Origin of the sequence: Micromonospora sp. WMMD1274 (genome assembly GCF_049179035.1) — a bacterium.
Lineage (GTDB): Bacteria > Actinomycetota > Actinomycetes > Mycobacteriales > Micromonosporaceae > Micromonospora > Micromonospora tulbaghiae.
Genome location: NZ_JBMHMG010000001.1, coordinates 2,157,560 through 2,170,551, shown reverse-complemented (window position 1 = coordinate 2,170,551; position 12,992 = coordinate 2,157,560). Strand labels below are relative to the sequence as shown.

The window sequence follows — 12,992 nt, the reverse complement described above, 5'->3', positions numbered from 1 at the left end:
CTCAGTCCGTGCCCCGCTGACCGGCGCTGTCCCCGGCCGAGTCCGCGTCGGGCTGCCCGGCCGTGCCGCCGGCCGCACGACGGTCCAGCACACCCCGGTTGAGGTGCAGCTCGACCAGGTCGTACATGATCTCGCGGGCGGTCGCGTCGTCGCTCGGGATGCGTTCCCCGTCGGCGCGGGTGACCAGGCAGAAGGCGACGTAGTGTCCGCGTACCTGCCAGGCGACCCGGGCGGCGGCCTTCTCCACCGACTCGGTGCCGTCGCCCGCCGCCATGCCGAGGAACCGTCCCTGGCGCGCGTCGAGCAGCGGCCGGATGCGGTCGCGTACCCGCTGGGCGGTGGCCACGTCGGTGAGGTTGAACAGACCGGCGGTGATCAGGTGGTCGCCGTCGGGGGAGCGGAGCGTGCCCCGCACGACCTGGTTGCAGCCGAGCCGGGTCAGCAGCTCGGCGATCTCGCCGGTGGCCGCGACCTGGCACTTCGTGCTGGCCTGGGTCTTGAGCACCCGGTAGGCCGGCTTCCCGTCGGTGATCACGAGGTCCTTGGCCGGGAAGACCTCCTTGGCGGTGAGCGCCGCCTGGTCGGTGTCCCGGGAGTCCAGGTCGGTAACGCCGGACGGGGTGCTCGACTCGGTCGGCTGCGGCGTCGCCTGGCCGGCCGGCGGTGTGGCGGTGCGTTCGTCGAGCAGGGCCGCGACGGCCAGGCCGGTGAGCGAGAGCAGGAGCAGTACGGCGGCGCCGCCGACGAGCGTCTGCCAGAACCGGCCGCCGCCGCGGCGCTCGGCGCGCCGGGTCCGGGGCAGCTCGGAGACGTCGGCGGCGCGGGCGGTCGGGCTGGCCGGGATCGGCACCGTCGGCCGGTTCGCCACCGCCGGTACGGGTGCCGGCGCGGGCGGCGCGGGCTGCGGCACGGGGGAGGGCTCCCGGGGTGGCGCGGGCCGCCCCGGTGTCGGCGCCGGGGCCGGGGGCGCGGGAACCGGGGCACGGGCGTCGTCGGCCACCGCCTGCTCGTCGGGTCCGGCCGGTGGCAGCGCCTGCTGCTCGGCCGGCGGCAGCGCCGGCTGGACGGTGGGCCGGGGCGGCCGGGGCAGCGACGGCGTGGGGAAGCGGGAGCGTGACGGACCCGCGGGCGGGGGCGTCGCGGCTGCGGGCCCGTTCGGGGCCGACCCGGGCTTCGGGTACTCCAGGAAGGCGTCCTCATCGGACTCGTACCGGTACACCATGTGGCATAGAGTAGGACTGATTGTCCCTTTCAGGGGTAATATCGGGAAAATCTGGCGGAGTGGCGTGCGACCCCGCCCGTGACACCGTCGCCGGAACCGCTCCGCCCCGGTGCGAGAATGCGGGCGTGACCGGCGACCACTACTTCACCGCTGAGCCCTCGACCCCGGCCCGCCCGCGCGAGGTCGAGTTCACAGTCGCCGGGCGCGACTACACGCTCGCCTCGGCCGGCGGCGTCTTCTCCGCCGACCGGCTCGACCCGGGCACCGCCGTGCTGCTGCGCAAGGCCGACCTGCCGGCCGCCGACGTCACCGGCGCGCTGCTCGACATCGGCTGCGGCTTCGGCCCGATCACCTGCGTCCTGGCCACCACCGCGCCGAAGGCGACCGTCTGGGCGGTGGACGTCAACGAGCGCGCCCGCGCCCTCACCACCGCCAACGCGGCCCGGGTCGGCGCCGCCGACCGGGTACGCGCCGTCGCGCCCGACGAGTTGCCCGACGACGTCACCTTCACCCAGATCTGGTCCAACCCGCCGATCCACATCGGTAAGGCGGAGCTGCACGGCCTGCTGCTGCGCTGGCTGCCCCGGCTCGCCCCGGACGGCGTGGCCTGGCTCGTCGTCGCCCGGCACCTCGGCGGCGACTCGCTGCACCGCTGGCTGGTCGAGCAGGGTTGGTCGGTCGCGCGGCACGCCAGCCAGAAGGGCTACCGGGTGCTGCGGGTCACCCGGTAATCCGGTGTCGTCCACCGCCCCGGCTCGGGCAGGATGCCCGCGTGGGATACGTGGACGTGGCAGGAGCCGGGCACATCCTCCCGGACGGGCGTGAGCTGTTCAGCGACGTCTCGTTCCGGGTCGGTGAGGGTGCCAAGGTGGCGCTGGTCGGCCCGAACGGCGCCGGCAAGACCACGCTGCTGCGGATGGTCGCCGGTGACCTGCCGGTCAAGACCGGCGCGATCGCCCGCTCCGGCGGGCTCGGCGTCATGCGGCAGTTCATCGGCATGATCGGCGACGAGTCCACGCTCGCCGACCTGGCCCTGTCGCTCGCGCCGCCGGCGCTGCGCGACGCCGGACGGCGGCTCGCCGAGACCGAGGCGGCCATGCGGGCGGCCGAGGTCCGCGGCAAGTACAGCTCCGCCGCCGCCAAGACCCAGCTCGCGTACGCCGAAGCGCTCGCCGCCTGGGGCGAGACCGGCGGGTACGACGCCGAGGTCCTCTTCGACACCGTCGCCACCATCGTGCTCGACCTGCCCTGGGACAGCGCCCGGGAACGGCCGGTACGCACGCTCTCCGGCGGCCAGCAGAAGCGCTTCGCGCTGGAGCTGCTGCTGCGCGGCCCGGACGAGGTGCTGCTGCTCGACGAGCCGGACAACTTCCTCGACGTACCCGGCAAACGCTGGCTGGAGGCGCGGCTGCGCGAGTCGGGCAAGTCCGTGCTCTACGTCTCGCACGACCGGGAACTGCTGGCGCAGACCGCCGACCGGGTCGTCGCGGTGGAGGGCGGCAGCGCCTGGGTGCACCCGGGCGGATTCGCGAGCTGGCACGACGCCCGGGTGGCCCGGCACGCCCGCCTCGACGAGCTGCGCAAACGCTGGGACGAGGAACACCAGAAGCTGCGCGAGCTGATGCTGATGTACAAGCAGAAGGCCGCGTACAACGACGGGATGGCCTCCCGCTACCAGGCCGCGCAGACCCGGTTGCGCAAGTTCGAGGAGGCCGGGCCGCCGCCCGTACCCCCGAAGGACCAGGACATCCGGATGCGCCTGACCGGCGGGCGGACCGGCAAACGCGCGGTGATCGCCGAGCAGCTGGAGCTGGACGGCCTGACGTACCCGTTCGACCTGGAACTCTGGTACGGCGACCGGGTCGCGGTGCTGGGCGCGAACGGCACCGGCAAGTCGCACTTCCTGCGCCTGCTGGCCCGGGGCGGCACCGACCCGGAGCCCGGCAACACCCCGGTCGACGGCGCCGCCGCGCTCGCGCCCGTCGCGCACGGCGGCATGGTCCGGCTCGGCGCCCGGGTCCGGCCCGGGCACTTCTCGCAGACCCACGACCGGCCCGAGCTGACGGCCAAGACGCTCGTCGAGGTGCTGTGGCGCGGCGACGACCACCGTGCCGGCATGGACCGGCACGCGGCCATGGCGGCGCTGTCCCGGTACGAGCTGGCCGGTCAGGGCGACCAGCGGTTCGGCACGCTCTCCGGCGGGCAGCAGGCCCGGTTCCTGGTGCTGCTGCTGGAGCTGTCCGGGGCGACGCTGCTGCTGCTCGACGAGCCCACCGACAACCTCGACCTGGCCTCGGCCGAGGCGCTGGAGGCCGGACTGACCGCGTTCGAGGGGACGGTGGTCGCTGTCACCCACGACCGGTGGTTCACCCGTACCTTCGACCGGTTCGTGCTGTTCCGCGGCGACGGCGACGTGGTCGAGACGCCGGAGCCGGTCTGGGACGTGGGGTGATCGACCAGGACGTGGTCGACCGGCTGTGCGCGGTCGACGGGGTGGTCGCGGTGGCGCTCGGCGGCAGCCGCGCCCGCGGCGATCACCGGCCCGACTCCGACTGGGACCTGGGCCTCTACTACCGGGGTACGCCCGACCTGGCCGGGCTGCGCGCGGTGGCCGCCTCCATCGCCGACGGGCCGGTGGACCTCACCGCCCCGGGCGGCTGGGGACCGTGGGTCGACGGGGGCGGCTGGCTGCGCGTCGGCGGGGTCGCCGTGGACTGGATCTACCGGGACCTGGACCGGGTGCACCGGGTCTGGGCGGACTGCCGGGCCGGCCGCTACACGGTCGAGGCGCAGGCCGGGCACCCGCTCGGCTTCTACTCCCACACGTACGCCGGGGAGGTGGCGCTCGGACGGGTGCTCGGCGACCCGACCGGCGAGCTGACCGCGCTGCGCGCCGAGACCGTCGACTACCCGCCCGCGCTCGGCGCCGCGCTGGTGGCCGGTGGCTGGGAGACCGGGCTGCTGCTCGACGGCGCGGCCAAGGGCGCGGCCGGGGGCGACGCCGGCTACGTGGCGGGCTGCCTGTTCCGGGTGGTCGGGGTGCTGGTCCACGCGCTGCACGGCCGGGCCGGACGGTGGCTGGTGAACGAGAAGGGCATGATCGCCTCCGCCGGGCGCCTGCCGGGTGCGCCGCCGGACTTCGCCGAGCGGGCGCAGGCGCTGCTGGGCGCGGTGGGGCGTACCCCCGAGGAGTTGGCGGCGACCATCGGTGACGCCCGGGTGCTGGCCGCCGCTCTCCGGGTGACACCCGGGGAGCGGGCATAGGGTGGATCTCGTGAGTGAGATGACCTATCGCCGGCTGGGCGACTCCGGGCTCGTGGTGTCAGTGGTCGGTATCGGCTGCAACAACTTCGGCCGTAAACTCGACCTCGACGGCACCCGCGCGGTGGTGGACGCAGCGCTCGACGCCGGGATCAACTTTTTCGACACCGCCGACATCTACGGCGAGCCGCAGGGCGCCTCCGAGGAACTGCTCGGCCAGGCGCTCAAGGGCCGCCGCGACGACGTGGTGGTGGCCACCAAGTTCGGCATGGACATGAACGGCGCGAACGGGCCCGACCACGGCGCCCGGGGCTCCCGCCGCTACATCGCCCGCGCCGTCGAGGCGTCGCTGCGCCGGCTCGGCACCGACCACATCGACCTGTACCAGATGCACGAGCCCGACCCGGGCACCCCGATCGACGAGACGCTCGCCGCGCTGGACGACCTGGTGACCGCCGGCAAGGTGCGCTACCTCGGCAACTCCAACTTCGCCGGGTGGCAGATCGCCGACGCCGACTGGACCGCGTCGTCGCAGGGGCGTACCCGGTTCATCTCCGCGCAGAACCACTACTCGCTGGTGGAACGCGGGGTGGAGGACGAGGTGATCCCGGCCTGCGAGCGGTTCGGCCTCGGCATGCTGCCGTTCTTCCCGCTCGCCAACGGGCTGCTCACCGGCAAGTACAAGCGGGGCGAGGCGCCCCCGGCGGGCAGCCGCCTGGCCGGTGGCGGCCGGTACGCCGAGCGGCTGGCCGCCGCGCGCTGGGACGTCATCGAGGCGATCGAGGCGTACGCGGCCGAGCGCGGGATCAGCATGCTCCAGGTGGCCATCGGTGGACTGGCGGCCCGTCCCGCGGTGACCTCGGTGATCGCCGGGGCGACCACTCCCGAGCAGGTGAAGGCCAACGCCGACGCCGGCACCTGGCAGCCCAGCGACGAGGACCTGGACGCCCTGGACGCCATCCTCTGACGTCCCCGCCGGTGCCGACGCGCCCTCCCGCGCGTCGGGCGTCCGCTCGCGCCTCGCAGGTGCGCCCGCTCGTCGGCGTGTGAGCGTCAGGGCTCGCCCCGCGCGGCGGGCGTGCGCCCACCGTGGCCCGCCCGCGCGGAGGCACCCATGGCGTTCCACTCAGAGGCAGCGCTCACGATGGCTGGAACGGTATGGGTGTCAAAAGGGCCTTGAGACACCTATGGCGTTCCACTCCTCGCCAGATTCAGCCGCGAGTGGAACGCCATAGGTGTCTGCGGCGGCCTCCTGACGCCCGTGGTGTCTCGGGCGACCCGGCTCGGCTCGGCTCGGTCCGGTTCGGCTCGGCTCGGCTCGGCTCGGCACCGGGTGGCGGTGGCCGGGCCGGGGGTGCGGCGGGGCGAGACTCGTGGCTGCGGGCTGCGGGCTGCGGGCTGCGGGCTGCGGGCTGCGGGCTGCGGGCTGCGGGCTGCGGGCTGCGGGCTGCGGGCACGGGTCAGTGGTGCGCCTCGGCGGCGCGACGTTCTGCCAGGGCCTGGCGTACCAGGGCCACTGTGGCGTCGGGACGGCGGAGCACGTCGTCGGCGGTGAACCGCAGCACGACCCACCCGGCGGCGCGGAGCGCGTTCAGGCGTGCCACGTCCCGCCGGAAGTGAGCCCGTTCGCGGTGGTGGTCGCCGTCGTACTCGACCGCGAGGCGCAGAGCGGGCCAGGCCAGGTCCACCCGGGCCACGAAGCGCCCGCCGGCGCGTACCTCGTGCTGGGCGGTGAGCGGGCCGAGGCCCGCGTCGAGCAGGAGCAGCCGCAGCCGCGTCTCCATCGGGGACTCGCTCAGCGGCTCGGCCAGCGCCAGCACCTCGCGCAGCAGTGGAGCGCCCGGCCAGCCCGGCCGGTCGGCGGCGTAGGCCCGCAGGACGGGCAGCTCCACGACCCGGCGGCGCAGCAGCGCGTCGACGGCGACCAGCGCCTCGGCGAGTGGGCCCTGCCGGCCCAGGTCGAACGCGGTACGCAGCGGGGTGGTGACCGGCAGCCAGCCGGCGAGGGTGCGGTCCCGATCGGGCAGCGGTGATCGGACCACCCGCATCCGTGGGTGCGGTCGCAGTCGCGCGGCCGCCGGCAGCAGCACCGTCACCGGTGCGTCGCGGGTGAGCACGTCCGCGCCGGACAACCAGGCGGCGCTGCGTCCCGCCAGCACGGCACCCGGCGGCAGGCGCAACGCCACCGCCTCGCACCACATCCGGTGGTCGTCGGCGCGGTGTCCGTCCCGGTGCACGTACACGTCCGGGAGCAGGCGGATCCACGTCGGCCCGCGCAGCATCGTTCAGGTGAGCAGCCCTTCGGAGACGGCACGGCCGCCCCGGAACGGCACTGTCGCCAGGCGGCGCGGGACACGGGCGGGAACGGACATCCCGGCAGCGTGTCGTGACGGGACGGTCACCCGCTGCCCCGATCCGGCGGACGGCTGGTTCCTGGGAAAAACCTCACCCGGGCTTCCGTCCGGGCGGGAGGCGTCGTACGGTAGGCCGCAAGTGACCCACGGGAGCCCGGTGCGGACCGGGCTGAGAGGGGGGCTGGGAGCCCCCGACCGTCGAACCTGATCCGGGTAATGCCGGCGCAGGGAGGAGCGTTGCCGTGCTGTCCCTGGGACGACTGCATCTCATCACCGACACCCGGCCGGGGCGTGACCCGCTCGCCGTGCTGCGTGCCGCGCTGCCCGTGGCGGGCGCCGAGCTCGTCGTGCAGGTGCGTGTGGAGGACGACGCCACCGACCGGGAGGCGTACGAGCTGGCGTGCCGCGTGACCGAGGCGTGCCGGCCGTACGGGGCACGGTGCCTGGTCAACGACCGGCTGCACGTGGCGCTCGCGGTGGACGCCGCCGGTGGGCACGTCGGCGCGGACGACCTGCCGGTGGCCGCCGCGCGCCGGGTGCTCGGCCCGGACGCCGTGCTCGGCGCGACCGCCCGCGAACCGGTGGGCGCCCGCGCGGCGGTGGACGCGGGCGCGAGCTACCTGGGCGTGGGCCCGTGCCACGCCACCACCACCAAGTCCGGCCTGCCGGACCCGATCGGCCCCGAGGGGATACGCGCGGTCGCCGAGGCGGTGAGCGTGCCGGTGATCGCGATCGGCGGGGTGACCGCCGCGACCGTGCCGGCGCTGCGGGCCGCCGGGGCGTACGGGGTGGCGGTGGTCGGGGCGCTCAGCCTGGCCGCCGATCCCGCGCACGCCACCGCCGAGCTGCTGCGGGCGCTGACGCGATGAGCCCGGCCGACGTGGCGGTGGTGGGCGCCGGGCCGGTGGGACTCGCGATCGCGTGGCGGTGCGCGCAGCGCGGACTGCGCGTGGTGGTGCACGACGACCGGCCCGGGTCGGGTGCGTCCTCGGTGGCCGCGGGGATGCTGTCGCCGGTCGCCGAGGCGTACTTCGGTGAGCACGAGCTGACCGGGCTGCTCGTCGAGTCGGCCGCCCGCTGGCCCGGCTTCGCCGCCGAACTGGCCGGGGCGAGCGGCGTCGACGTCGGCCACCGCACCGAGGGCACGCTCGTCGTCGGGCTCACCGCCGACGACCTGGCCGAGGCGGGTCGGCTGTGGTCGTACCAACGGGGGTTGGGACTGCCGATCACGCCGCTGCGCCCCTCGGAGCTGCGCGACCGCGAACCGGCGCTGGCGCCGCGCGTGCGCGGCGGCGCGGTGGCTCCCGGCGACCACCAGGTCGACCCGCGGCGGCTGGTCGCCGTGTTGCGCACGGCCGCCGAGCGCGCCGGCGTGGAGCTGCGCCCGGCGCGCGTCGGCGCGCTGTCCGAGGTGGACGCGCGGGTCACAGTGGTCGCGGCCGGCTGCGGCGCGGCGGCGCTGACCGGCCTGCCGGTCCGGCCGGTGAAGGGCCAGGTGCTGCGGCTGCGCGCGCCCGGTGGCGGTCCGCCGGGCTTCCGGCACGTGATCCGGGGGTACGCGGACAGCGAGTCGGTCTACCTGGTGCCCCGGGACAGCGGCGAGGTCGTGGTCGGGGCGACGGTCGAGGAGCGCGCGGACACCGAGGTCACCGCCGGTGGCGTGCTGACACTGCTGCGCGCCGCCGCCGAGCTGGTGCCGGAACTGGTCGAGTACGAGCTGGTGGAGGCCGTGGCCGGGTTGCGCCCCGGTACGCCGGACAACGCGCCGATCATCGGGCCGCTGCCCGGGCAGCCGGGCGTGCTCGCCGCGACCGGGCACCACCGGCACGGCATCGTGCTCACCCCGGTCACCGCCGACCTGGTCACCGAGCTGATCGTCACCGGCGAGCCGGATCCCGCACTCGTCCCCTTCACCCCGGACCGCTTCGGGAAGGAGCGCACGTGGAACTGATCGTCAACGGCACCGGCCGGACGCTGCCCGAGGGCGTCACAGTCGCCGAGGTGGTCCGCACCGTCACCGACCGGGAGCGCGGGCTCGCGGTCGCGGTGAACGGCGAGGTGGTGCCGCGCGGCGGCTGGTCGGCGAGCGTGCTGCGCGACGGCGACCGCGTCGAGGTGCTCAGCGCAACCCAGGGCGGGTGAGCGGATGTCCACGTTGGAGATCGGCGGGGTCACGTTCGGCTCCCGGCTCGTCCTCGGCACCGGCGGCGCGGCCAACCTGCACGTGCTGGAGCAGGCGATCCGCGCCTCCGGCACCGAGTTGGTGACGCTGGCGCTGCGCCGGATGGACACCACGCCCGGCGGGTCGGGCGGCCTGCTCGACCTGGTGGAGCGGTGCGGCGTACGGCTGCTGCCGAACACGGCCGGCTGCCGCACCGCTGTCGAGGCGGTGAAGACGGCGCACCTGGCCCGGGAGGCGTTCGACACCGACTGGGTGAAGCTGGAGGTGATCGGCGACGAGCGCACGCTCCTGCCCGACGGGGTGGAGCTGCTGCGCGCCGCCGAGGAGCTGGTGGCGGACGGGTTCACGGTGCTGCCGTACACGTCGGACGATCCGGTGCTGGCCCGGCGGCTGGCCGACGTGGGTTGCGCGGCGGTGATGCCGGCCGGGTCGCCGATCGGCTCCGGGCTGGGCATCGGCAACCCGCACCACATCCGGCTGATCCGGCAGGCCGTCGACGTGCCGGTGGTGCTCGACGCGGGCATCGGCACCGCCTCCGACGCCGCGCTCGCGATGGAGCTGGGCTGCGATGCGGTGCTGCTGGCGAGCGCCGTGACCCGGGCCGCCGACCCGGTGGCGATGGCCACCGCGATGCGGTACGCGGTCGAGGCGGGCCGGCTGGCGTACGGCGCGGGCCGCATCGCCCGCCGCTTCCACGCCCTGGCGTCCACCCCGGACGACGGTCGGCCCGACCTGTGACCGCTTCACGCGTCACCGTTCTCGGCGATCTTGGTACGCGCGCGCCCCTGGACGGGCGGCCGGGTACCAAGATCTCCGCCGGGCCGACCGGAATCGTGCTGCTGACCGATCGGCGGGTGGCTCGGGGGGCGCTCGTCGACGTGGTGGCGGGTGCCGTCGGCGGGGGAGTGCGGTGGGTGGTGCTGCGGGAGAAGGACCTGCCCCGCGCCGACCGCCTCGCGCTCGCCGCCGACCTGCGCGCGATCCTCGCCGAGGCAGGCGGCACGCTCGTCGTCGCCGGACCCGATCCGCTCGACGGGGACGCGGTGCACCTGCCCGCCGCCGGCCCGTACCCGCCGCCCGCCGTCGGACTGGTCGGCCGTTCCTGCCACGACACCGCCGAGCTGGCCCGGCTCACCACCGAGCACTACGCGACGCTGTCCCCGGTCTACGAGACGAGGACGAAGCCCGGCTACGGACCGGCGCTGCGGCCGGCCGGACTCGCCGCGCTGGTGAAAGCCAGCCCGGTCCCGGTGCTCGCCCTCGGCGGCATCGAAACCGCGGCGCAGGTTCACGCATGCGTAGCGGCGGGCGCCACAGGAGTAGCAGTGCTCGGCGCGATCATGCGCGCGAACGACCCCACCGAAACCGCCACCACGCTGGGCAGAGCCTTCCAGGAGGCGGCCACCCGTATGGCGCGCACCCACCCCGCGCGATCCGACGAAGGCCCGCACGCGACAGGGCTGCGGCCGACCGTGACCACGGAGGGATCAAGCCTGACCGCCCGGAGTGGGCACGGTCGGCCGCAGCCCTCAACCGCAACCACCGGTGAAGGAAAGCAGTGACGCCGAAAACAGTCCTCAGCATCGCCGGCTCCGACTCCGGAGCGGGAGCGGGCATCCAGGCCGACCTCAAGACGTTCGCCGCGCTCGGGGCGTACGGCACGAGCGTGCTCACCGCCGTCACCGCGCAGAGCACCCGGGGCGTGGACGCCGTCCTGCCGCTGCCCCCGCAGACCGTGCGCGACCAGATGGACAGCGTGCTCGGCGACTTCGACGTGCGGGCCGTGAAGAGCGGCATGCTCGGCACCCCGGCCGTCGCCGACGCGGTCGCCGAGGCGGCCCGCGCCGGGCAGCTGCCGCACCTGGTCGTCGATCCGGTGCTGGTCGCCACGAGCGGGCACCGGCTCGGCGTGGTGGAGGCGGTCGAGCGGCTGCTGCCGTACGCGGAGGTGGCGACGCCCAACTGCGCGGAGGCCGCGGCCCTCACCGGAGGCCCGGTGGGCACCGTGGAGGAGATGGTCGCGGCGGCCGAGGCGCTGGCCGCGCGCGGCCCGGCGTTCGTGGTGGTGACCGGCGGCGACGTGGACGCCGACGGCGAGTCGGTCGACGTCCTCGCGGGCGGCGGGACCACGCGGCTGCTGCGCGCACCCCGGGTGGACACCCGGCACAACCACGGCACCGGCTGTTCGTTCTCGGCCGCCGTCGCGGTCCGGCTCGCCGCGGGCGACGCGGTGCCGGTCGCGGTGGCCGCCGCCAAGGAGTACGTCACCCGCGCGCTGACCGGCGCGCGGACCTGGGAGCTGGGCGCGGGACGCGGCCCGCTGGACCACTTCGGCTGGTCCGCATGAGCGACAGGGAGGCTGTCATGCAGGCACGTCGCAAGGTGTACGTGGAAGGGTCACGCCCGGACATCCGGGTGCCGTTCGCCGAGGTGCCGCTGACCGGGGACAACCCGCCGGTACGGCTCTACGACACCTCCGGTCCCGGCTCCGACCCCGAGGTGGGGCTGCCCGCGCTGCGCGGGCCGTGGATCGCCGAGCGCGGCGACGTCGCCCCGGTACGCGGCGCCGGCACGCCGCTGGCGGGCGTGGACGGGAAGCGGCCGACGCAGCTCGCGTACGCCCGGGCCGGGATCGTCACGCCGGAGATGGAGTTCGTGGCGATCCGGGAGTCGGTGTCGCCGGAGTTCGTGCGGGACGAGATCGCGGCCGGGCGGGCCGTGCTGCCGCTGAACGTCAACCACCCGGAGTGCGAGCCGGCCGTCATCGGCAAGGCGTTCCTGGTGAAGGTCAACGCCAACATCGGCACCTCGGCGGTCACCTCGTCGGTGGCCGAGGAGGTGGAGAAGCTGACCTGGGCGACCCGGTGGGGCGCGGACACAGTGATGGACCTGTCCACCGGCAAGCGCATCCACGAGACCCGCGAGGCGATCGTGCGGAACGCGCCGGTGCCGATCGGCACGGTGCCGATCTACCAGGCGCTGGAGAAGGTCGGCGGCGACCCGGTGAAGCTGAGCTGGGAGGTGTTCCGCGAGACCGTCGTCGAGCAGGCGGAGCAGGGCGTCGACTACATGACCGTGCACGCCGGGGTGCTGCTGCCGTACGTGCCGCTGGCGGTGGACCGGGTGACGGGCATCGTGTCCCGGGGTGGCTCGATCATGGCCGCCTGGTGCCTGGCCCACCACGAGGAGAACTTCCTCTACACGAACTTCCGGGAGCTGTGTTCGCTGCTCGCGAAGTACGACGTCACGTTCTCCCTCGGCGACGGCCTGCGCCCCGGCTCCATCGCCGACGCCAACGACGAGGCGCAGTTCGCCGAGCTGCGCACGCTCGGTGAGCTGACGAAGGTCGCCTGGGAGTACGACGTGCAGGTGATGATCGAGGGCCCCGGGCACGTGCCGATGCACAAGATCAAGGAGAACGTGGACCTCCAGCAGGAGTGGTGCCACGAGGCGCCGTTCTACACGCTCGGTCCGCTGACCACCGACGTCGCGCCCGCGTACGACCACATCACCTCCGCGATCGGCGCGGCGATGATCGGCATGTTCGGCACCGCGATGCTCTGCTACGTCACCCCGAAGGAGCACCTCGGGCTGCCCGACCGCGACGACGTGAAAGCGGGCGTGATCGCGTACAAGATCGCGGCGCACGCGGCCGACCTGGCCAAGGGGCACCCCGGCGCGCAGGCGTGGGACGACGCGCTGTCGAAGGCCCGGTTCGAGTTCCGCTGGGAGGACCAGTTCAACCTGGCGCTCGACCCGGAGACCGCGCGGGCCTACCACGACGCGACGCTGCCCGCCGAGCCGGCGAAGACAGCGCACTTCTGCTCGATGTGCGGGCCGAAGTTCTGCTCCATGAAGATCACGCAGGAGCTGAAGGACTACGCGGCGCGGGGCATGCGCGGCAAGTCGGAGGAGTTCGTCGCCTCCGGGTCACGGGTCTACCTGCCGCTGGCGTGAGCGAGGCCGGGGCGGG

The 12,992-nt window shown here is 74.8% G+C and carries 13 protein-coding genes and 1 riboswitch; of the genes, 11 read left to right on the top strand and 2 right to left on the bottom strand.

All coding sequences use genetic code 11. The features are described 5' to 3' along the window. Position 1 precedes the first annotated feature (1 nt). Positions 2 to 1,222, bottom strand: a complete 1,221-nt coding sequence (locus ACN27D_RS09815; RefSeq protein ID WP_421498965.1) for a hypothetical protein — start codon at positions 1,220 to 1,222, stop codon at positions 2 to 4. Between the two features lie 125 nt (positions 1,223 to 1,347). On the opposite strand from ACN27D_RS09815, the gene ACN27D_RS09810 reads away from it, so the two are divergent. From ACN27D_RS09810 to ACN27D_RS09795, 4 genes are read left to right on the top strand one after another with little or no spacing between them, the layout of a single operon-like run. Continuing rightward, on the top strand, positions 1,348 to 1,953 hold the full coding sequence (locus ACN27D_RS09810) for a class I SAM-dependent methyltransferase (protein WP_357896541.1): 606 nt from the start codon (positions 1,348 to 1,350) through the stop codon (positions 1,951 to 1,953). A 41-nt stretch (positions 1,954 to 1,994) separates the two neighbouring features. Next, positions 1,995 to 3,674 carry an ABC-F family ATP-binding cassette domain-containing protein gene (locus tag ACN27D_RS09805; RefSeq protein ID WP_252449594.1) on the top strand — a complete coding sequence of 560 codons (1,680 nt, stop codon included), beginning with the start codon at positions 1,995 to 1,997 and terminating at the stop codon, positions 3,672 to 3,674. Further along, entirely contained in the window at positions 3,671 to 4,486 is an 816-nt protein-coding gene (locus ACN27D_RS09800; RefSeq protein ID WP_421498964.1) for a nucleotidyltransferase family protein, read from the top strand. The genes ACN27D_RS09805 and ACN27D_RS09800 overlap by 4 nt, the downstream gene beginning before the upstream one ends. A 1-nt stretch (position 4,487) precedes the next feature. Next, entirely contained in the window at positions 4,488 to 5,450 is a 963-nt protein-coding gene (locus ACN27D_RS09795; RefSeq protein ID WP_421498963.1) for an aldo/keto reductase, read from the top strand. A gap of 493 nt (positions 5,451 to 5,943) precedes the next feature. Here ACN27D_RS09795 and ACN27D_RS09790 read toward each other — a convergent pair whose 3' ends face one another. Then, positions 5,944 to 6,765: a DUF559 domain-containing protein gene (locus tag ACN27D_RS09790; protein ID WP_421498962.1), complete on the bottom strand. Its 822-nt coding sequence runs from the start codon at positions 6,763 to 6,765 to the stop codon at positions 5,944 to 5,946. Positions 6,766 to 6,973: 208 nt separating this feature from the next. Next, positions 6,974 to 7,085: riboswitch (TPP riboswitch) on the top strand. Here ACN27D_RS09790 and thiE point away from each other — a divergent pair. From thiE to thiC, 7 genes are all read left to right on the top strand, one after another. After that, complete coding sequence (thiE, locus tag ACN27D_RS09785) at positions 7,083 to 7,706, top strand: thiamine phosphate synthase (RefSeq protein ID WP_374668009.1); 624 nt, start codon at positions 7,083 to 7,085, stop codon at positions 7,704 to 7,706. Its footprint overlaps the riboswitch before it by 3 nt. Continuing rightward, complete coding sequence (thiO, locus tag ACN27D_RS09780) at positions 7,703 to 8,788, top strand: glycine oxidase ThiO (RefSeq protein WP_421498961.1); 1,086 nt, start codon at positions 7,703 to 7,705, stop codon at positions 8,786 to 8,788. Before thiE ends, thiO begins: the two co-directional genes overlap by 4 nt. Further along, the gene (gene thiS / locus ACN27D_RS09775) at positions 8,779 to 8,979 is read left to right on the top strand and encodes a sulfur carrier protein ThiS (protein ID WP_013288601.1); all 201 of its coding nucleotides are present in this window, start codon (positions 8,779 to 8,781) and stop codon (positions 8,977 to 8,979) included. The genes thiO and thiS overlap by 10 nt, the downstream gene beginning before the upstream one ends. Before the next feature lie 4 nt (positions 8,980 to 8,983). Beyond that, a complete protein-coding gene (locus ACN27D_RS09770) occupies positions 8,984 to 9,757 on the top strand; it encodes a thiazole synthase (RefSeq protein ID WP_421498960.1) in 774 nt (257 codons plus the stop codon). 71 nt (positions 9,758 to 9,828) lie between these two features. Further along, entirely contained in the window at positions 9,829 to 10,581 is a 753-nt protein-coding gene (locus tag ACN27D_RS09765) for a thiamine phosphate synthase (protein WP_421501126.1), read from the top strand. Beyond that, positions 10,578 to 11,366 (top strand): bifunctional hydroxymethylpyrimidine kinase/phosphomethylpyrimidine kinase, encoded by a 789-nt coding sequence (gene thiD, locus ACN27D_RS09760; protein ID WP_421498959.1) that lies wholly within the window; start codon positions 10,578 to 10,580, stop codon positions 11,364 to 11,366. Before ACN27D_RS09765 ends, thiD begins: the two co-directional genes overlap by 4 nt. Positions 11,367 to 11,383: 17 nt before the next feature. Continuing rightward, entirely contained in the window at positions 11,384 to 12,976 is a 1,593-nt protein-coding gene (gene thiC, locus ACN27D_RS09755; protein ID WP_421498958.1) for a phosphomethylpyrimidine synthase ThiC, read from the top strand. Positions 12,977 to 12,992 lie beyond the last annotated feature (16 nt).